This is a genomic window from Streptomyces sp. NPDC056224 (genome assembly GCF_042267665.1).
In the GTDB taxonomy this organism is placed as follows: domain Bacteria; phylum Actinomycetota; class Actinomycetes; order Streptomycetales; family Streptomycetaceae; genus Streptomyces.
This window is the reverse complement of record NZ_JBHJTK010000014.1, coordinates 124,457-144,071: the sequence shown is the minus strand read 5'-3', so window position 1 is coordinate 144,071 and position 19,615 is coordinate 124,457. Positions and strand designations below refer to the sequence as shown.

Genomic DNA, 19,615 nt, shown 5'->3' with positions numbered 1-19,615 from the left:
GGATCCCCCCGCTTGTGCGCTTGTGAATCCATTCTCTTGGTTCGCCGCCGCACCCCACCCAAGCGGAGGGACTCACCCAGGAGGTGGCTCTCTTCATGCTCGTCCGTGACGCAATGAGCACCGTGATCCTCACCCTCGGCCCCGCACACACCCTGCGTCAGGCGGCCTGCCTGATGTCCGGCCGGCGCGTGGGCGCGGCCGTCGTACTCGACCCCGAGCACAGCGGGATCGGCATCCTGACCGAGCGCGACATCCTCAACTCGATCGGCGCGGGCCACGATCCCGACCGCGAGTCCGTGGGTGCGCACACCACCAACAACGTCGTGTTCTGCACCCCCGACGCCACGGTGCAGGAGGCCGCCGAGGCGATGGCCCACGGCGGTTTCCGGCACCTGATCGTGCTGGAGAACGGCGGCCCGGTGGGCATCGTCTCCGTACGCGACGTCATCCGCTGCTGGGTGCCGGCGCGGCGGACGGTCCCGGCGTAGAACGACGGAGGGCCGGAACCCGTGGGTTCCGGCCCTCCGTCCTGCCGCGGCAAGCGGTCCGGATCAGCCGCGAAGGGCCTGGACCGCGGCTTCCAGCCGCTTGCCGAAGTCGCCGTCCGCCCTGCGGAAGTTGTCGATCGCTCGCTCGGCGATGTCGTCACGGGAGACCTTGGCGATGAACCCGGCCAGGTTCTCGACGAGACGGGACTTCTCGTCCTCGGAGTACAGGCGGTAGAGGTTGCCCGCCTGGACGAAGTCGTCGTCCTCGCTGTGCACCGCGGCGGCGTGGTTGCCCGTGCCGCCGGTCACGTCGACGGGCTGCCACAGGGGGCGGTCCGTCTGGTGCGGGCCGCCGAAGGAGTTCGGCTCGTAGTTCTTCGCGCCCTTGTGGCGGCCGTCGTACAGGTGGCCGTCACGGGAGTTGGTGCGCGCCTCGGTGGCGTGCGGACGGTTCACCGGCAGGTGGTCGGCGTTGATGCCGACGCGGTAGCGGTGGGCGTCGCCGTAGCCGAAGAGGCGGCCCTGGAGCATCTTGTCGGGGGACGGGCCGATGCCGGGGACGAAGTGCGCCGGGGAGAAGATGCTCTGCTCGACCTCGGCGAAGACGTTCTCCGGGTTGCGGTTGAGCTCCAGCGTGCCGATCTCGATCGGCGGGTAGTCCGCGTGCGGCCACACCTTGGTGAGGTCGAACGGGTTGAAGCGGTACCCGGCCGCCTCGGCCGCCGGCATGATCTGGACCTGCACGGTCCAGGACGGGAAGTCGCCGCGCTCGATGGCCTCGCGCAGGTCGCGCTGGTGCGAGTCGGGGTCCTCACCGGCGAGCTTGTTGGCCTCGGCCTGGGTGAGGTTCTTGATGCCCTGGTCGGTCTTGAAGTGGTACTTGACCCAGAAGACCTCGCCGGCCTCGTTGTTCCACTGGAACGTGTGCGAGCCGTAGCCGTTCATGTGGCGGTAGGACGCCGGGATGCCGCGGTCACCGAACAGCCAGGTCACCTGGTGGGTCGACTCGGGCGACAGCCCCCAGAAGTCCCAGACGTTGTCCGCCTCCTGCGAGCCCGTGTACGGGTCGCGCTTCTGGGTGTGGATGAAGTCCGGGAACTTGATGGCGTCCTTGATGAAGAACACCGGGGTGTTGTTGCCGACGAGGTCGTAGTTGCCCTCCTCGGTGTAGAACTTCAGCGCCCAGCCGCGGGGGTCTCGCACGGCGTCGGCGCTGCCGAGGTTGCCCGCGACGGTGGAGAAGCGCAGGAAGGTCTCGGTCTGCTTGCCGACCTCGGACAGGAACGCGGCGCGGGTCCACCGCGAGACGTCACGGGTCAGCGTGAAGGTGCCGTACGCGCCGGCGCCGCGGGCGTGCACCACGCGCTCCGGGATGCGCTCGCGGTTGAAGTGCGCGAGCTTCTCCAGCAGCAGCTGGTCCTGGACCAGGACGGGACCGCCGACGCCGGCCGTCTCGCTGTTCTGGTTGTCGGCGACCGGAGCCCCGGCCTCCGTGGTGAGCGGTCCCTGCGTCACGTGCGCCTCCTGCGTCATTCCCTGCATGTCCTGTCCTCGGTCCGTGCCGTACTCGATCCTACGATGGACATTGTCTAAGTCAAGTAAGCATCCAATTCCGCACTGGTTCGGGAGTTACACCGAGTCCCCACGCTGTTAGGCTGGTTTCCATGAGTGACCTGCTGGAACGACTTCGCGGACGCGGATGGCGCATGACCGCACAGCGGCGCGTCGTGGCCGAGGTGCTCGACGGTGACCACGTTCACCTGACGGCCGACGAGGTGCACGCGCGCGCCGTGGCCAAGCTGCCGGAGATCTCCCGCGCGACGGTCTACAACACGCTCGGCGAGCTCGTGTCCCTGGGCGAAGTCCTGGAAGTCTCCACGGACCGCCGCGCCAAGCGGTACGACCCGAACGCCCACCGGCCGCACCAGCACCTGGTCTGCGCCCGGTGCGGCGCGATCCGCGACGTCCACCCGGCGGGAAACCCGCTGGCCGACCTGCCGGACACGGAGCGCTTCGGCTTCGTCGTGTCGGCGGTCGAGGTGACGTACCGCGGGGTGTGCCCGACCTGCGCCGGCGCGTAACCGGCCCGACGGACGAGGCGAAAGGGGCCCGGAGCGAACGCTCCGGGCCCCTTTCCTTGTCGAACGCCCGGGAAACGGCTGAAGGCCCGGATCCAGAGGATCCGGGCCTTCAGTCTTCAGTAGCGGGGACAGGATTTGAACCTGCGACCTCTGGGTTATGAGCCCAGCGAGCTACCGAGCTGCTCCACCCCGCGTCGGTAAACACGACTCTACGTGAGGCCGCACAGCAGATGCAAATCGGTTGAGGACAGGTCCTGGCCGCAAGGGTCAGGCCGAGAGCTCCTCGGCCAGGGCCTCGCGCAGCCGCGCCGCGCGCTGCGAGACCTCCTCCGGCCCGAGCTCCATGGCCCGCACACACCACTTCTGCCCCTCCGCCAGGTCCCCGTGCCGCGCCGCCAGCAGCCCCAGCCGCAGCGCGGCGCGGCCGTGGCCCGCCACCGCGGCGCGGGTCCACCACAGGGCGGCCTCCGGCTCGCTCCCCTCGCGGGCCAGCAGCAGCCCCAGGTTGAACGCGCCGTTCCGGGAGCCCGCCTCGGCCGCCTCGCGGTACCAGCGCGCGGCGACGGCCAGGTCGCCCCGGGCCGCGGCCAGCATTCCGATCCGCACCTGGGCGCGGCGGTGCCCCAGCTCGGCGGCCCGCTCGTACCACTCCTCGCTCTCGCTCCGCGGGGCGCCGCCCACCGGCTCGCCCAGTGCCACGGGCTCCGGCGGCGGGGCCAGCGACTCCAGCAGCGAGGCCAGCCGGAAGGCCGCCTCCGCGCTGCCGCCGCCCGCCGCGCACCGCAGGTGGCGCTCGGCGGCCCGCTCCTCCCCGTCCCGGACCAGCGCGATGCCGACCTGGAGCGCGGCGTCGGTGTGCCCCGCCGACGCGGCCCGCTCGTACCACTTCAGCGCCGTACGGTCCTCGTCGCGGCTGGCGAACAGGATCCCGAGGTTGAAGGCGGCGTCGACGCTGCCGGCCTCGGCGGCCTTGGAGAACCACGGCTCGGCGCCCTCCGCGTCCCCGCCCTGCAGCAGCAGGATGGCGAGCGCGTTGGCCGCCTCGCGGTGTCCGGCGTACGCGGCACGCCGGTACCACTGCTCGGCCTGCGCGGTCCGGTCCTGTGCGACGCACAGCAGAGCAAGGTTGTACGCCCCGTTTTGATCGCCCGCGTCCATGGCGGTCCGGTACCAGCGCTCCGCGGTCTGGGTCTCGCCGCGCGCCGCGTACAGCGCGCCCAGGGCGTTCGCGGCGTTGCCGTCGCCGTCCTGCGCGGCCCGGTGCCACCAGGTGGACGCGCTCTCCTCGTCGCCGGCGTCGCGCAGCAGGAAGCCGAGCGCGCAGGCCGCCCTGGCCTCGCCCTGCTTGGCGGAGGTCAGGTACCAGCGCCCGGCCTCCTTGACTTCGCCGCGCGCCTCCAGCATCGCGCCCAGGTGCAGCGCGGCACGGCGGTGCCCGCGCGCGGCGGCCTGCCGGTACCACTGCTCGGCCTCGGCGGGGTCGCCCTTCCTCAGGTGCCGCGCCAGCCGGTAGGCGGCTTCGCGGTGCCCCTGTTCCGCGGCGGCGCGGAACCACCGCTCGACGCCCTTGTCCCCCCGGTGCTCCAGCAGGTCGGCCAGCCCGTACGCACCCAGGGCATGGCCGGATTCCGCCGCCTGGCGGAGCCAGTACTCGGCGGCGGGCTCGTCCCCGCGCTCGCGGAAGTGGCGGCCCAGAGCGTGCGCGGCGGGCGCGGATCCGGCCACGGCGGCGACCCGCCACCAGCTGGCCGCCTCCTCGGGGTAGCCCCGCTGGTGCAGCAGGACGCCCAGGTTGTTCGCGGCGGCGCGGTCCCCTTCCCCGGTGGCGCCGCGCAGGTACGGCTCGGCGCCGTCGAGGTCGCCCCGGCGCAGCAGCAGCGCACCGAGCACGCTCATGGCACCCGGGTCGCCCTTGTCGGCGGCCACCCGGTGCCGGGCTTCCAGCTCGGCGTCGCTCGCCGTGTCGGTCTCGGCGAACACTTCCTCCGCGCTGTGCTTGTCCAAGAAATCCGCATCGGTCAGCGCGGTCTGCGCGTTGGCAACGGGAGCCGACTCACCGGCTCCCGTACCCGGCTCGGCCTCCGCCCTCACAAACCGCCCTGTCTCCAGCAGAGTTGACCTGTCCCCCATAAATCCCATCGTCGCATCACCTGCTACCCGCGTACACCAGGTATGTCGCAGCCAGTGAGGTCACTACAGCGTTTTGTCGACATGCCCATAGAGAGTCAAGTCAAACACGCTCCCGGCCCAACTCACCCTTGTGGGCTACCGCGTGTCCGCCCCGGGCACGACGAAGGCCCGGATCCCATGGATCCGGGCCTTCGTCTTCAGTAGCGGGGACAGGATTTGAACCTGCGACCTCTGGGTTATGAGCCCAGCGAGCTACCGAGCTGCTCCACCCCGCGTCGGTGAAACCACAGTATCACGACGCGGGACGGACCCATTACCGAGGTGGCACTAGCCGGCCGGTGTGGGCGGGGTCAGCTTCGCCTCCGCGTCGATCGCCCGCTTCAGCGCCGCCTTGATCTCGTCCTGGGCCTTGCCGAAGGCCGCCCAGTCGCCGGCCTGCCTGGCCTTCTCGGCGTCCTCGATGGCCCTCGACGCGTCGGCGAGCGCCGCCTTCACCGTCGGGTCCGTGGCAGTCGGAGGCGTCGTGGTGCCCTCGCCCGGCGGCTGGGCCGGAGGCACGGGCGTGGTGGGGGCCTCGGCCCCGAACACCACGTTCAGCGCCTTCTCCAGCGTGTCCTCGAACGCGGTCTGGCCGCCGTAGGTCACGAGCACCTTGCGCAGCAGCGGGTACTTCAGGCCCGAACTGCGCACGTACACCGGCTCCACGTAGAGCATGCCGCCGTCGAGCGGGACCGTGAGCAGGTTTCCGTACTCGACCTCCGAGTCGCCACCGCGCAGCAGGCGGATCGACTCGGCGATCTTCGGTTCGGACTGGAACTTGCTCTGGACCTGCTTGGGCCCGTCCACCGGCTTGCTCGTCGGCAGCTTCAGGACGCTGATCTTGCCGTAGTCCGGGGTGCCCGGATCGGCGTTGACCGCCATGAAGGCGCTCAGGTTGTCCCGCTCGTTCGGCGTGAACGTCGTCGTGAGCGAGAAGACCTGGTCCTTCTCCGTCTGGCCCGGCAGCTTCATCGACAGGTAGTACGGCGGGACCGCCGTGCCGGCCTTGGTCGTCGGGTCGTCCGGGACGGCCCAGGCCTCACTGCCGCTGAGGAAGGTCTGCGGGTCGGTGACGTGGTAGCGGGTCAGGAGCTCGCGCTGGACCTTGAACAGGTCCTGCGGGTAGCGCAGGTGGTCCATGAGCGGCTTGGAGATCTCGCTCTTGGCCTTCACCGTGCCCGGGAACGCCTTCATCCAGGTCTTCAGGACCGGGTCCTGGGTGTCCCACTGGTACAGGCTGACCGTGCCGTCGTACGCGTCGACCGTGGCCTTCACCGAGTTGCGGATGTAGTTGACCTGGTTCTCCTGGGCCACCACCGCGCGCTGGCTGTTGGTCAGCGAATCCGCGGTGCTCTGGCCCAGCGTGGTGCGCGAGGCGTACGGGTAGCCGTTGGTCGTCGTGTAGGCGTCGACGATCCACTTGATCCGGCCGTCCACGACCGCCGGATACGGGGCGCCGTCGATGGTGAGCCACGGGGCGACGGCCTCGACGCGCTCCTTGGGCGTGCGGTGGTACAGGATCCGCGAGCCGTCGCCGATGGCCCCGGAGTACAGGATCTGCGGCTCGCTGAAGGTGAGCGCGTACGCGGCCCGGTTTATCGGGCTGTCGAGGTTGACGCCGGAGTCGCCCTTGTAGCTCGTCTCCTTCTCACCCTTGAGGTCGTCCGAGTAGTCGAGTTCCTTCTGCGGTCCGCCGACGATCGAGTACTGCTTCGTCTGCTCGCCGTAGTAGATCCGCTGCTCGAAGTCCGTGCCGAACATGCCCTTGGAGGGCAGGTCGGACTGGGTGAAGTCGGGCGCGCCCTGGTCTCCGACCGTGGTGCCCTTGGCGGCGACCACTCCGTAGCCGTGCGTGTACTTGAAGTGGTCGTTGATCCAGTTGTTCTTCGGGATGCCGCCGATGTTCAGCTCGCGCAGCCCGATCACCGTGTCCTGGCCGCTGTACCGGTCCACGGCGAGCGTGGACGGGAAGGCGTAGTAGCCCTTGACCTGCTGGAGCTGCTGGAAGGCCGGCGAGACGATGTTCGGGTCGAGGAGGCGGACGCTGGCGGTCGTGTCGGCCGCCTTGCGCAGCTTGGTCCGGTCCTGCGTCTGCGGCACGCCCGGATAGTCCTTGACCTCGGAGCCCGCGATCCCGTAGGCGTCGCGCGTCGCCTTGATGTTCTTCTCGACGTACGGGGATTCCTTGGCCTGCTCGTTCGGCTGGACCTGGAACTTCTGCACGATCGCCGGGTACAGGCCGCCGATCAGGATCGCCGAGAGCACCATCAGGCCGAAGCCGATGACCGGCAGCTGCCAGGTGCGGCGCCACAGGGTCGCGAAGAACAGGACGGCGCAGATCGCCGCGATGGCGACGAGGATCGTCTTCGCCGGGAGGTACGCGTTCGCGTCGACGTAGCGCAGGCCGGTCCAGTTGTCGGCTGCCTTGAAGTCACTGGACTTCACCGCGAGGCCGTACCGGTCGAGCCAGTACGCGACCGCCTTCAGCGTGACGAAGAGGCCGAGCAGCACCGACAGGTGACCGGTCGCGGCGGCGGTGGCCCGGGCGCCCGGGCTCGTCACGCGCAGTCCGCCGTACAGGTAGTGCACGACCGCTGCGGCGATCACCGACAGGACGACCGCGGCGAAGCCGAAGCCCAGCAGGAAGCGGTACCAGGGCAGGTCGAAGGTGTAGAACGACACGTCGAGGTGGAACTCGGGGTCCTTCTGCCCGAAGGGCACCCCGTTGACGTACATCAGCCAGGTCTTCCACTGGCCCGCCGCCGAGGCGCCCGCGATCAGGCCGACGATCACGGCGATGCCCAGGAGCAGCCACTTCTTGTACGGGGCGATGCTCATCCGGTAGCGGTCGAGGCTCTGCTGCTCCATCGACATCGCGCTGAGCGGCGGACGCAGCCGGTGCGCCAGCCAGATGTTGAACCCGACGGCACCCGCCATCAGCAGGCCGAAGACGGCGAAGAGGCCGATCTTCGTCCACAGGGTGGTGGTGAAGACCGTGGAGTACTTCACCGAGCGGAACCAGAGCCAGTCCGTCCAGAAGCCCGCGAACATGATGAAGAGCATGGCCAGGACGGCCAGGACGCCCAAGGTCATGAGGAGAGTGCGGGCTCGCCGGGACGGGCGGCCGACTCTCATCCGTGGCCCCGAAGGGCCTCCGCCGCGGTCCGGCATCTGGAAAGCCAAGGTGCGCACCTCGAAAGTCGCTGAGTCTGGTATTGAACGGGCACCCGATCCTAGAGCCCCACTCATCCAACTTTCCGGGGCCTTGGTCAGTTCCCGGTATCGGGTGGAAAGGAGGCAGGATGTTGTCCATGTCCAACCTTTCCCCTTCCCCCGGCACGCCCATGGCGGCCAGCCCGCTGACCCGCGCCTGCCTCGAAATCGACGAGTACGCGGCCGGACTCGGCTGGGACAAGCCCGCCCGGCTGTTCGCGCTCGTGGACACCGCCCGGCTCAAGAAGCAGGAGCCGCGCCTCGCGAGCCAGCTCGGCCTCGACCAGGACGACGCGGGCAAGTCCTCCCTCACCCCGGTCGAGCAGGACGAGGTCCCGGCCGGGACCCCGCTCGACAAGTTCCTGGGCACCATCGCCTGGCCCGCCGCGGTCGTCGGCTGCGCGCTGACGGTGGAGCGGCTGATGCTGCCGCCGTCCGCGGAGGCCTCCGTACCGGAGGGGCTGAGCGACAAGCAGCTGGCGAAGTGGGTGGCCGGGCACCCGGAGCGGCAGGAGGTACGCCTGACGGTGGCCGTCCTTCGCGACGGCTCGCGCGAGTCGGCCGTGCGGCTGCGCGAGAAGGACTCCTCGACCGAGGTCCTCACCGGCGGGAACCTGGTGCCCGGGCTGGCCGAGGCGCTGGCCGCGACCTTCTCGTAGTACTCGTAGCGGGGTGGCCGGGGGGCCGGTCAGGGCTTGGCGCCGCACTGCGGCAGCCCGGCCGTGTCCCCCTTGCTGATCTTCTGCAGCGCCTGCGTGGCGTCCCCGATGGTGGAGACCTTCACCAGGGTCAGCCCGTCGGGCACGTGGACGGCCGCGGCGGCGCAGTTCTCGGCCGGGGTCAGGAAGTACTCGGCGCCGGCCTGGCGGGCTCCGATGGTCTTCATCTGGATGCCGCCGATGGGCCCGACCTTGCCCGCGTCGTCGATGGTGCCGGTGCCCGCCACGAACGTGCCGCCGGTCAGGTCCTCCGGGGTGAGCTTGTCGACGATGCCGAGGGCGAACATCAGCCCGGCGCTGGGACCGCCGACGTCGGCGAGCTTGATGTCGATCGTGAACGGGAAGGTGTGGTCGGTCCCGGCCCGGATGCCGACGATGGCGTGGCCGTCGCCCTCCGCCTTGCCCGCGGTGACGGTGACCTTGGTGGAGCCGGTGGGTTCGCGGTTCGCCTTCACGGCCTCGGCCGCGTCCGCGGCGGGGACGATGGTGAACTCGACGGGCTCGCCGGGCTTGTGCTTGGTGACCAGCTTGGCCACGTCCTCGGGGGCGGTGACGGGGGCGCCGTCCACGGCCTTGACGACGTCACCGGCGTGCAGCGTGCCGTCGGCGGGGCTGGCCTTGACCACGGAGGAGACGATGACGCGGGCGGAGACCGGGATGCCGAGCTGCTTGAGGGCGGCCACCTTGGCGCTCTGCTGCGACTGGCTGAACTCCTCGGCGTTCTCCTGAGTGGACTCCGCGTCCGTCTTGCCGTCCGGGTAGAGGTTCTCGTGCGGTACGACGATGTTGTCGCCGGCCAGCCACCCGTACACCGCTTCCACCAGGTTCATGTCGTAGTCCGCGCCCGTGACGCGGACCGTCGTCATGTTGAGGTGGCCGCTCGTCGGGTACGTCTTGCGCCCCGCGATGTTGAGGACGGGCTCGCCGTGCGAGTCCCCGAGCGTGTTCACGGTCGGCCCGGGGCTCATCTCGGAGTACGGGACCTTGATGAACACCCCTGCGCAGAGCAGCGCGAACAGCATGAGGGTGGAGGCGAGCATCGTCGCAGTGCGGCGTGGCATGGATCCGACAGTACGGGACGGCTTTGGCGGGCGGCCCGTGGGGCCGGTCCGTACGGGGCCGTGCGCGGAGCCCTCGGGCTCCGGGTGATCTCGGGGCATCTCGCGGGACGCGTCAGACGGCGTCGGAACCGGAGTGAGCCTCTGCCTTGTGCCGGGTCTGTTCGGCCTTTCCCATGGCTTCGCGGAATCGCGCGTAGCCGGCGAGCTCGGATATGTCGCCTTGTGTGCGGTCGCGTGCCGCCCAGCTGCCCCATATCGCCGCTCCGATCGCGGCGAACAGCGGAATCAGCAACCACGCCAGTGACGCCATGGGCGTGCCTCCCTACCCCGAAGTACGTGTCGTTGGTGGCTTCAACGCTGCTGCCCGGGAAGGGGTTACGCAAATCGAGGGCGTGTTGCGCGGCCGAACGGGTGCGAGGCTACCCCCTTCCGGGGGCGGTCCCGCGACCGGGGGTTCGGCCGGCGCCGGGTTCAGCAGGCGCCCACCCACTCCTCGCTGCCGTCGGCGAAGGACCCCTCGTCCAGAGCCGCCCTCGCACGGATCGGCGCCGGGGCGCCTCACAGGCTTCGGACGCCCGCGCCGGACTCCGTCCGCCGGCCCGCTCGGTCCGCTCGGTCGGCGTTCAGCAGGCGCCCACCCACTCCTCGGTGCCGTCGGCGAAGGTCTGGTGCTTCCAGATCGGGACCTCGTGCTTCAGGTCGTCGATCAGCATGCGGCAGGCCTCGAAGGCCTCGCCGCGGTGCGGGCAGGACACGGCGACGACGACGGCCAGGTCACCGACGGCCAGGTCGCCCACGCGGTGCACGGCGGCCAGGGCGCGGACCGGGTACTTCGCCACGACGCGCTCGGCGACCCGGCGCATCTCGGCCTCGGCCGTCGGGTGGCAGGAGTAGCCGAGCGAGTCGACGTCCGCGCCGCTGTCGTGGTTGCGCACCGTGCCGACGAAGAGCGTCGTGCCGCCCGTCGCGTCGTCGCCGACGGCCTGGAAGACCTCGTCGATCGAGAGCGGGGTGTCACGGATCGCGAGCAGCCGGATCGGGTCCTGTGCGGCCTGCTCGCCGGGGTGATCGAAGTGCGGTGCCATGTCTTCATCGTGCCCTAGCCGCTGACGAGGCGAAATAGCTGATTCACCCGCGCCGCGCCCGCCTGCTTGGGAGCCTCCTACAGAAATCCCCGCATTCCGAACCCCGCCGGCCGTGGAGGAGCGGGGTCCGGGCGGGGCCCCGGACAGCCCGGGCGGGGCCCCGGGCAGCCCGGGCGGGGCCCCGGGCCGCCCCCGCGACGCCGCCGCGTGACCCGGGCCCGGACGGGCGGCCGCCGGGTCAGATGCCCCGGCGCCTGCGGGCCGCCCGCACCACGGCGGCGGCACCGAGCAGCGCGACCGTCGCGCCCGCCGCGCCCGCGGCGGTGGCGTCCTTGCGGCCCAGCCGGCGGCCCACGACGGTGTGCCGGCCCGCGACCTCCTGGAGGAGCTCGGCCAGCACCTCCTCGTTGGTCCAGCGCGGCCGCCAGCCCGCCGCGTGCAGCCCGCTGACGCTGACCACCCACGGGTGCATGGTGTAGGCGAGGTCCCCGGCCGGGGAGGGCGTCAGGCCGATCCGGTGCAGCCGGGCCGCGGCTCCCAGGGCGACCGCCGAGGGGAGTTCCATGCGGCGGATCCCGCTCAGCTCCTCGACCTCCTCCTGCTCCAGCCAGCCCTCGCAGCCCACCGCGAGCTCGCCCTCGACCTTTTCCAGCGCCGCGTACTCCAGCGCGCTGACCAGGTCCTCGACGTGGCAGAACTGCCAGGTGGGGCGGGAGCCGGCGACCACGAGCAGGCGCGGTGACTCGAAGTACCGGGTGAGGGCGGTGTCCGTACCGCCGACCAGGACCGCGGGACGGATCACGGTGACGTTCAGGCCGGGGTGGGCGCGGGGGGCCCGGCGGCCGAGGCGCTCGATCTCCAGCAGGTCGCCGACGCCGGTCGCCTCGGCGGTGGCCCGCAGCTCGGAGTCCTCGGAGAGCGGGATGTCGTTGTCGGGCAGGGCCCCGTAGACCATCGCGGAGGTGCACAGCACGACCCGGTGCACGCCGGCCGCCGCGGCGGCCGTCAGCACGGTCTGGGTCCCGCGCACGTTGTACGCCGTGCGGGCCGCCGGGTCCGTCTCCAGATCCAGGTCCAGGGCGAGGTGCACCACGACGTCGGCGCCGCGCAGCTTCTCGGCGATCGCGGGGTCCCGTACGTCCAGGACGTGCCACTGCGCGGCCGCGCAGTCGCCACGCCGCTCGTCGATGGCCACGACCTGCTTGACCTCGTCGGAGGCCGCCAGGCGGGTCACCAGGGCCGCGCCGACGCCCGACGCGGCGCCGGTGACGGCGATCACGGGGCCTCGCACGGCAGGGTTTCGCGGCTGGCGAACATCGTGCGCGCCGTCGCTCCGCTCGGGGCGGTTTTCGGCGTCGGGCCTGTACTCGTCCGAGCCGTGCTTGTCCAAAGCGTGCGGATCTGGGGAACTCACCAGGCGTCTCCAGCGGTTGTCTTCAGTAGGGACGCGCCGTGACGCGTACCCACCAGGTGATGTCCATCCTGCCGCAGCCCAGGAGTCGGCGGAGCACCGAGCCCGCAAGCGGTTCCGGTGTCTACGCTGGGTGGTGTTGTCGGACCATTGCCCGTCGGCACCCGCCGGCGGCCCTACGAGCCGAGGAAACCCGTGAGCGACACCCCATTCGGATTCGGCCTTCCGCCGGAGGAGCCGGAAGACGGCGACGAAGGCAAGAAGAAGGGCAATCAGGGCGGCCAGGGCGGCCCGAATCCGTTCGGGTTCCCCGGCATGGGCCTGCCGGGCGGCGCGGGCGGTCCCGGCGGCGCGGACAATCCGTTCGCGGCGATGTTCGGCTCGATGAACCCGAACGACCTGGGCGCGGCCTTCCAGCAGCTCGGCCAGATGCTCAGCTACGAGGGCGGTCCCGTGAACTGGGACATGGCCAAGGACATCGCGCGCCAGACCGTGGCACAGGGCACGGCGGACGGCGTGAAGGACGCGAGCGTCGGCATCGCCGAGAAGGCCGCCGTGGACGAGGCCGTGCGTCTGGCCGATCACTGGCTCGACGGCGTGACCTCGCTGCCCTCGGGCGCCACCACGGCCGTCGCCTGGAGCCGCGCCGAGTGGGTGGAGGCGACCCTCCCGGTGTGGAAGGAGCTCGTGGACCCGGTCGCCGAGCGGGTCGGCGCGGCCATGGGCAGCGTGCTGCCCGAGGAGATGCAGGCCATGGCGGGCCCGCTGCTCGGGATGATGCGCTCCATGGGCGGCGCCATGTTCGGCCAGCAGATCGGCCAGGCCGTGGGCGTGCTCGCGGGCGAGGTCGTCGGCTCGACCGACATCGGGCTGCCGCTGGGCCCGGCCGGCAAGGCCGCGCTGCTGCCGCTGAACATCGAGGGCTTCGGCAAGGACCTGAGCGTCCCGGCGGACGAGGTGCGGCTGTACCTGGCCCTGCGCGAGGCGGCCCACGCCCGGCTGTTCGCCCACGTGCCGTGGCTGCGCTCGCACCTGTTCGGCGCGGTCGAGGGCTACGCCCGCGGCATCAAGGTCGACACCTCGAAGCTGGAGGACGTGGTCGGACAGCTGGACCCGTCGAACCCGGAGCAGTTGCAGGAAGCGCTGCAGGGCGGCATGTTCCAGCCGCAGGACACTCCCGAGCAGAAGGCCGCGCTGGCCCGCCTGGAGACGGCGCTCGCGCTGGTCGAGGGCTGGGTCGACGCGGTGGTCCACGAGGCGGCGAAGCCGCGCCTGACCTCGGCGGACGCGATGCGCGAGACCATGCGCCGGCGGCGCGCCTCGGGCGGTCCGGCGGAGCAGACCTTCGCGACGCTGATCGGACTGGAGCTGCGGCCGCGCCGGCTGCGCGACGCCTCGCGGCTGTGGGCCTCGCTCACGGACGCGCGCGGTGTGGACGGCCGTGACGGGCTGTGGGAGCACCCTGACATGCTGCCGACGGCCTCGGACCTGGACGACCCGGACGGCTTCGTGCACCGCGAGCAGCTGGACTTCTCCGAGCTCGACAAGATGCTCGGCGAGGCGGCCCAGAAGCGCGACGAGGAAGACGGCGGGGAGAAGTGAGCCTGCACGACGACGCGGTCCTCGTACTGAAGCGCTACGAGGACCAGCCCGATCTGCGCGATGTCTACCTGGAGCACCTGGCCGCCCATCCGGACGGGGTCTACAAGCCGTGCGGGGCCGGGCACGTCACCGGCAGCGCGCTGGTGATCGACCCGGAGCGGCAGCGCGTCCTGCTGACCCTGCACAAGAAGCTGGGCATGTGGCTGCAGATGGGCGGCCACTGCGAGCCCGGCGACACGACCCTCGCCGAGGTGGCGCTGCGCGAGGCCCGCGAGGAGTCCGGCATCGCGTCCGGGCTGAGCCTGGTGCCCGGCGGGCCGGTGCGCCTCGACCGGCATCCGATCCCGGCGCCCTGCCACTGGCACCTGGACGTGCAGTACGCGGCGCTGGCACCGGCCGGTGCGGTGGCGGAGATCAGCGAGGAGTCCCTGGACCTGCGCTGGTTCCCGTACGAGGAGGTGGCGGCGGTGGCCGACGCCTCGGTCGTGCGGCTGCTGGAGGCGACGTTGGCCCGTCTCGACGCGGCTCGGCACGTGGCGTCGTGACGTGACGTGAGGAAGGGGCGGACCCGGCGGCCCGGGTCCGCCCCACGTACCTCGCCGTGCCTATGCCGCACTAGTTCCAGGCGTTGTTCTGGTTCTGCGCGTGCGAGCCGTGCTGGCCCATGCCGAACTGCGCCGCTGCCCCCTGGCCTAGCTGGGCGTTCTGCGGCGGCAGCACCTCGCTGGGCTGCACCAGGGCGAAACCGGTGCCGAGGAAGCTCAGCTCCCAGCCCTCACCGGTGTTGCCGCGCCGGCGCCACACTCCGGAGGAGTGCGTCTGGGCCTGCATCTGCACCCGCAGCGAGGTGGACCAGGCGACGATCGCGTCCGCGTCGGCGTTGACGTACTTGTCGGGCGTGACCTGCATCATCAGCGGCTGCCCGGAGGTCATCAGCGCGACCTTGCCGCGGCCGGTGATGTTGAGCTGGTACTTGCCGGACCCGGAGATTCCGTACTGGCTGTCCACCGCGATGGCCTCGGTGTGCAGGGTGGAGTCCAGGGCCAGCACGTAGCTGCTGTCGACGGTGAGGCCGTCCTGGTCCACGTCCACGACGTGGACATACTGGGCCAGGTTGGCCAGGTAGACCGTGCCCTGCCCGGAGCAGCGCATGAGGTCGAGGCCCTCGCCGGTGCGGGCGCGGGCGGTGCGCTGGGTGGTGCTCTGGTACTCGCCGTCGAAGTCGATGATCCCCTGGTAGGCGACCATCGCGCCCTTGCGGGCGAGTACGTCGTCGTGGCCGGTCAGCGAGACCCGCAGCAGCTGCGGGTTCTGGACGGCGTACCGCTCCTGGGACTGCGCCTCGGCGTGGGCGAAAAGTGCGCTCTGCATGATGTGTCCGCTCCCCCTCAGCCCCGGGCCCGGAGCCGGTCGGTGCTGTCCTCGCTGGGCTGTACGACGACGATGCCCTGGCCGGAGAAGGCCATCTGGTAGGCCTCCCCGCTGCCCCGGCCGATCATCGACGAGGCCTTGAAGCTGCGCTTCCCCTTGATCTTGAGATTCGGCGACCAGGCGACGAGCGCGTCCGGGTCGACGTACGTCTCGTCCTCGCCGCGACCGCAGTCGACCACGATCGGGGTGCCCCGGGAGGTGATCGCGACCCATCCGGTGCCGGCGACCTGCACGTTGAACAGGCCCTGGCCGGCGAACTTCGCCATGCCCTTGACCCGCTCGACGCCCCACTGGAGGTGGGCGTCGAAGGCGAGCAGGTTGGTGCCGTTGACGGAGAGGGCGTCGTTGTTGAGGTTGATGACGACGACGTCGGCGCCGTAGTCGGCGAGGTAGAGCAGGCCGTCGCCGGTGCACTTCATCAGCGGGGCACCCTCGCCGGTGAGCCACTGCGAGGCCATCTGGCGGACGGCCGGCGGGTTGGGCTCGTACTGGACGAAGCCCTCGTACGCGACCATCGAGCCGGTGCGGGCGAAGAGGTCCTGGCCGCTCTGCATGGCGACCTTGAGCATGGCCCGGCCGTGGTTCTCCATGCGGGCCGTGACGGGCGTCGGGGCGTAGCCCGCGAGCTGCTGGTTCATTGCGTTCATGTCGGGCTCCCTCAGACCTCGTACGGCTGGACGACGATGAAGTTGCCGGGAGCGCCGCGGAACTGGAGGTTCACGGTCTCCCCGCTGTGGCCGGGATAGGCGTTGCGCCGGAGCCGGACCTGACTGGAAATGATCACCTGTGAGGCGGCCGACCACGCCACGATGGCGTTGCTGTCCGCGAAGGTGGTCGGGGTGACGGGGAGGACCACCGGGACGCCGTGCGTCTTGACGATCACGGTCCCGGTCCCCTGGAACTGCATGGTGAACAGGGCGCCGCCGGGGATGCCGTGGCCCTCGATGCGGCGGACCTCGTGCTGGAGCGACTCGTCGAAGGCGAGGACGTTCTCGGCGGAGACGCAGATCGCGTCGCCCTGGAGCTCGATGGCGTGCAGGTGGGAGCCGTTCTCCGCGAGGAAGACCTGGCCGCGGCCGGTGCAGCGCATGAGCTGCATCTCCTGACCGGTGGCGTTGCCCACGACGCGGCCGGCGAAGCCCGCGCCCTTGTAGCTGAAGTCGACCTTGCCCTGGTACAGGACCATGCTGCCCTGGCGGGCGAGCACGGCCTGGCCGCCCATCGACAGGTCGACGCGCATGAGCTGCTGGTTCTGCGCGGTCCAACGGGCGCCCGTCGGGGCTTCCTTGTACGGCTGGAGCGCGGCGGCGAGACCGGCTGCGGCGGGGGCGGGGGCCTGCTGGGCGTAGCCGGGCTGCTGGCCGGCGGGAGGGTACTGGCCGGGCGCCTGGCCCGGTACCTGCCCGTAGCCCGGCTGCTGCCCGTAGGGGGCAGGGGCCGGAGCGGGCGCGGGGACCTGGCCGTACGAGTGCTGCTGCGCCGGCTGGCCGTACGGCGCGGGGGCGGGCGGGGCGAGCGGCGCGGCCATGGTGGGCGCACTGTGCTGGGGGTACGCCTGAGGCTGCGGGGCGGCGGCGGGCGGCGCGCCGAAGGCGGGCGCGGGAGCCGGGGCCTGCGGGGCCGGGGCCTGCGGGGCCGGGGCCTGGGGAGCCGGGGCCTGGGCGGGGGCGCCGAAGGACGGTGCCTGGGCCTGCGGCGGCGGGGCGAATCCCGGCGCGGCGCCGCCCTGGGCCGGGGCCGGCTGCTGCGGCTGCTCCTCTTCGGCGACCTCGCCGCCGAAGTTCTTGAGCAGCGCGGCGAGTCCGCCGTCGAAGCCCTGGCCGACGGCGGCGAAGCGCCACACGTCCTTGAGGTAGAAGTCGCCGAGCATCACGGCCCGCTCGGTGGTGAACTCCGCACCGGTGAACGAGTACCGGACGACTTCCTCGCCGCCCGCGACGATCCGGATGTAGCCCGGTCCGATCTGAGACATCTGGCCGGCGCCGTCGATGGTGGCGGTGAAGGACAGCTTGTGGATGGAGGCCGGCACGCGGTCCAGGGTCACCCGGAAGGATTCGGTGTCTCCGGCCTGGGCGCCGAGCTGCTGGATGGACTCCTCGGGCGACTTCGGCTGGTTGAAGAAGACGAAGTAGCGGTCGTCGGACAGCTGCTCGTTCGCGTCGAGGCCGAAGCAGCTGATGTCGAAGGTGAGTCCGGGTCCGGCGATCTGGACGCCCACGTACAGATCCGTGCCCGGCGTCAGATCACTGATCTTGGCCTTGTGGCCCCGTTGGAATTCCCTGGCCATACGTAACGACCGTCCCCCATCCCGACTGTGAATGCGTGCCGCTCAGGCTAACGGCAACTGCCGACATCCGGCCAAGTCGGTACCGACCCGGTACATATCACCGTCCGTGACAGTGCGTGTGGCTGACGCGCTACTCACCGCGGGCGGCGGGGACCTTCGGGAGGCGCTCGGCGGCGACGATTCCCTCCAGGTACCCGCGGGCCCGCTCGGTCCGCGGATACGCCTCCAGCAGTTCCCAGAAGCGGGGGCCGTGGCCGGGGACGAGCAGGTGGGCCAGCTCGTGCAGGAGGACGTAGTCGACGACGTACTCCGGCATCCCCTGGAGGCGGTGGGAGAGCCGGATGCTGCCTTCGGCCGGGGTGCAGGAGCCCCAGCGGGTGTTCTGGTTGGTGACCCAGCGGACCGAGCGGGGGCGGGCACGGCCGGTGAAGTACTGCTCGGACAAACGCTCGGCGCGCTCGGTGAGTTCCGTGTCGCCGAGGGTGCGCTTGCTCTCCTGGGCGGCCAGCTTGTCGAGCATCACGCCCACCCAGCGCCGCTCCTCGGCCTCGGACATCCGGGCAGGGATGAGGACGACCGTACGGTCACCCTCGCGATAGGCGGATACGGTCCTGCGGCGGCGCGCGCTCCGGCGGACTTCGACGGCGCGCTGCGGTGGGTCGGCGGACACGCCACGACGGTACCCGGTAGCCGCGGCGGAAGTCCCGCCCGTCCGGCGGTCGATCGCGATCGATTCGCAGCCGGTATCCGCAAGACCCCATTTCTCCATCTCATATGCCTAATACACCTCGGCTGTGGACAAATTCCCGCACCGAATGCGGCGGACGGGCAGTGTTGCGGGAGACCGGAAAACGGGACGGCGCCGGTGCGCACGTCGAAATCGAGGGGGCGGCCGTGTATCCGAAGGTGAAGCCGGCGCTGGCAAGGGCCTGGCGGGATCTGCAGACGGTTCAGTTCGGGGTGACCCCCGACCACGCGGTGGTGCTCGGCCCCGTCGACACGGCGACGGGCGCGCTCATCGACCGGATCGACGGGACGCGGCGGATGGAGCTGTTGCGGGCCGAGGCCGCGGGGATGGGACTGCCGGACGGCCTGGCCGACGAACTGGTCCGGCGGCTGGCCGGGGCCGGGCTGCTCGACGACGCCACGGCGGGTGGTCCGCGCGCCCAGGCCGTGCGCAAACGGCCGGAGGCCCTGGAGCGGCTGGGGCCCGACCTGGGCTCGCTCTCCCTGGTCCACCGGGAGCCGGGCGGGGACTTGCGGGGGATCGCCGCGCGCCGGGCGATACGGGTGCAGGTGCGCGGGAGCGGCCGGGTGGGCGCGTTGATCGCCGCGGTCCTGTCGGGAGCCGGTGTGGGCGGCGTCGAGGTGCTCGACGGGGGCCGGGTGGAGCCCGGGGACGTGGCGCCGGGCGGGTTCGGGTCCGGCAGCGTGGGCCGGCCGCGGGGCGAGGCCGCGGGCAGGCTGGTGCGCGAGTCCGCTCCGGGGCGAGCGCCGCGCGCCGGGGAGAGCGGGGGCCCGGAGCCCGGGCTCGCCCTGGTGGTGGTCGCGCCCCGCGACGGGCTGCAGGCCTGGGCCCCCGATCCGGACACCGCGGCCGACTGGGTGGCGACGGGCGTCCCGCACCTGTACGCGGGGGTGCTGGAGGGCACCGGACTGGTGGGGCCGCTGGTGCTGCCGGGCACGACGGCGTGCGCGGGGTGCATGGAGCGCGAGCGCGTGGATCTGGATCCGGCCTGGCCGAGGATGCTGGTGCAGTGGCGCTCGGCGCACCGCCGCCGGGCGGGCGGCGCCTGTGACCTGGGCCTGTCCACGATGGTGGCCGGCCTGGCCGCGGCCCACGCGCTGTCCTTCCTGGACGGCGAACTGCCCGCCTCCACCGCCTCCCGCTGGGAGGCCGCGCTCCCGGCCCTGCACTGGCAGCGCAGCCCGGTCGGCCCGCACCCGGACTGCCCCTGCGGCGCGAGCGCCGGTCGTCCAGCTGTGCTCCAGCGACTGGGAGGAGGATCGGGAGGGGATCCTCCGGAGGGGCCATGACAGGATGCGTGGGTCGGAGGGGTCTTCCCAC

17 protein-coding genes and 2 tRNA genes are annotated in these 19,615 nt (G+C 71.5%); 6 read left to right on the top strand and 13 right to left on the bottom strand.

Going from position 1 to position 19,615, the window contains the following annotated elements:
- The first annotated feature begins 95 nt into the window (after window positions 1-95).
- Window positions 96-488: a cyclic nucleotide-binding/CBS domain-containing protein gene (locus tag ACFCZ1_RS19110; protein ID WP_376679433.1), complete on the top strand. Its 393-nt coding sequence runs from the start codon at window positions 96-98 to the stop codon at window positions 486-488.
- A 63-nt stretch (window positions 489-551) separates the two neighbouring features.
- Here the strand turns inward: ACFCZ1_RS19110 and ACFCZ1_RS19105 are convergent, their stop codons facing one another.
- Window positions 552-2,021: a catalase gene (locus ACFCZ1_RS19105; RefSeq protein ID WP_376679452.1), complete on the bottom strand. Its 1,470-nt coding sequence runs from the start codon at window positions 2,019-2,021 to the stop codon at window positions 552-554.
- A 131-nt stretch (window positions 2,022-2,152) separates the two neighbouring features.
- Between ACFCZ1_RS19105 and ACFCZ1_RS19100 the strand changes: the two genes are divergently transcribed.
- The gene (locus ACFCZ1_RS19100) at window positions 2,153-2,569 is read left to right on the top strand and encodes a Fur family transcriptional regulator (protein ID WP_376679432.1); all 417 of its coding nucleotides are present in this window, start codon (window positions 2,153-2,155) and stop codon (window positions 2,567-2,569) included.
- Between the two features lie 120 nt (window positions 2,570-2,689).
- Here ACFCZ1_RS19100 and ACFCZ1_RS19095 read toward each other — a convergent pair.
- From ACFCZ1_RS19095 to ACFCZ1_RS19080, 4 genes are all read right to left on the bottom strand, one after another.
- Window positions 2,690-2,763: transfer RNA gene (locus ACFCZ1_RS19095), tRNA-Met, on the bottom strand.
- 73 nt (window positions 2,764-2,836) lie between these two features.
- Window positions 2,837-4,699 (bottom strand): tetratricopeptide repeat protein, encoded by a 1,863-nt coding sequence (locus tag ACFCZ1_RS19090; protein WP_376679431.1) that lies wholly within the window; start codon window positions 4,697-4,699, stop codon window positions 2,837-2,839.
- A gap of 201 nt (window positions 4,700-4,900) precedes the next feature.
- Window positions 4,901-4,974, bottom strand: a tRNA-Met gene (locus ACFCZ1_RS19085).
- 52 nt (window positions 4,975-5,026) lie between these two features.
- Complete coding sequence (locus ACFCZ1_RS19080; protein ID WP_376679451.1) at window positions 5,027-7,909, bottom strand: UPF0182 family protein; 2,883 nt, start codon at window positions 7,907-7,909, stop codon at window positions 5,027-5,029.
- 131 nt (window positions 7,910-8,040) lie between these two features.
- On the opposite strand from ACFCZ1_RS19080, the gene ACFCZ1_RS19075 reads away from it, so the two are divergent.
- Window positions 8,041-8,610, top strand: coding sequence for a PPA1309 family protein (locus tag ACFCZ1_RS19075; protein ID WP_376679430.1), 570 nt, complete (start codon window positions 8,041-8,043; stop codon window positions 8,608-8,610).
- A gap of 29 nt (window positions 8,611-8,639) precedes the next feature.
- Here the strand turns inward: ACFCZ1_RS19075 and ACFCZ1_RS19070 are convergent, their stop codons facing one another.
- The 4 genes from ACFCZ1_RS19070 to ACFCZ1_RS19055 all read right to left on the bottom strand — a co-directional run bounded on the left by ACFCZ1_RS19070 (window position 8,640) and on the right by ACFCZ1_RS19055 (window position 12,107).
- Complete coding sequence (locus ACFCZ1_RS19070; RefSeq protein WP_376679429.1) at window positions 8,640-9,731, bottom strand: PDZ domain-containing protein; 1,092 nt, start codon at window positions 9,729-9,731, stop codon at window positions 8,640-8,642.
- 112 nt (window positions 9,732-9,843) lie between these two features.
- Complete coding sequence (locus ACFCZ1_RS19065) at window positions 9,844-10,041, bottom strand: hypothetical protein (RefSeq protein WP_376679428.1); 198 nt, start codon at window positions 10,039-10,041, stop codon at window positions 9,844-9,846.
- A gap of 313 nt (window positions 10,042-10,354) precedes the next feature.
- Window positions 10,355-10,816 carry a molybdenum cofactor biosynthesis protein MoaE gene (locus ACFCZ1_RS19060; protein ID WP_328927537.1) on the bottom strand — a complete coding sequence of 154 codons (462 nt, stop codon included), beginning with the start codon at window positions 10,814-10,816 and terminating at the stop codon, window positions 10,355-10,357.
- A 238-nt stretch (window positions 10,817-11,054) separates the two neighbouring features.
- Window positions 11,055-12,107: an SDR family oxidoreductase gene (locus tag ACFCZ1_RS19055; protein ID WP_376679427.1), complete on the bottom strand. Its 1,053-nt coding sequence runs from the start codon at window positions 12,105-12,107 to the stop codon at window positions 11,055-11,057.
- 315 nt (window positions 12,108-12,422) lie between these two features.
- Between ACFCZ1_RS19055 and ACFCZ1_RS19050 the strand changes: the two genes are divergently transcribed.
- Window positions 12,423-13,829: a zinc-dependent metalloprotease gene (locus tag ACFCZ1_RS19050; RefSeq protein ID WP_376679426.1), complete on the top strand. Its 1,407-nt coding sequence runs from the start codon at window positions 12,423-12,425 to the stop codon at window positions 13,827-13,829.
- Entirely contained in the window at window positions 13,826-14,374 is a 549-nt protein-coding gene (locus ACFCZ1_RS19045; RefSeq protein ID WP_376679425.1) for an NUDIX hydrolase, read from the top strand. Before ACFCZ1_RS19050 ends, ACFCZ1_RS19045 begins: the two co-directional genes overlap by 4 nt.
- 70 nt (window positions 14,375-14,444) lie before the next feature.
- Here the strand turns inward: ACFCZ1_RS19045 and ACFCZ1_RS19040 are convergent, their stop codons facing one another.
- From ACFCZ1_RS19040 to ACFCZ1_RS19025, 4 genes are all read right to left on the bottom strand, one after another.
- Window positions 14,445-15,200: an AIM24 family protein gene (locus tag ACFCZ1_RS19040; RefSeq protein WP_376679424.1), complete on the bottom strand. Its 756-nt coding sequence runs from the start codon at window positions 15,198-15,200 to the stop codon at window positions 14,445-14,447.
- 17 nt (window positions 15,201-15,217) lie between these two features.
- Entirely contained in the window at window positions 15,218-15,898 is a 681-nt protein-coding gene (locus tag ACFCZ1_RS19035; RefSeq protein ID WP_376679450.1) for an AIM24 family protein, read from the bottom strand.
- A gap of 20 nt (window positions 15,899-15,918) precedes the next feature.
- Entirely contained in the window at window positions 15,919-17,547 is a 1,629-nt protein-coding gene (locus ACFCZ1_RS19030; RefSeq protein WP_376679423.1) for a TerD family protein, read from the bottom strand.
- A gap of 130 nt (window positions 17,548-17,677) precedes the next feature.
- Entirely contained in the window at window positions 17,678-18,316 is a 639-nt protein-coding gene (locus ACFCZ1_RS19025) for a M48 family metallopeptidase (protein WP_376679422.1), read from the bottom strand.
- 125 nt (window positions 18,317-18,441) lie between these two features.
- Between ACFCZ1_RS19025 and ACFCZ1_RS19020 the strand changes: the two genes are divergently transcribed.
- Entirely contained in the window at window positions 18,442-19,584 is a 1,143-nt protein-coding gene (locus ACFCZ1_RS19020) for a ThiF family adenylyltransferase (RefSeq protein WP_376679421.1), read from the top strand.
- Window positions 19,585-19,615: the final 31 nt, after the last annotated feature.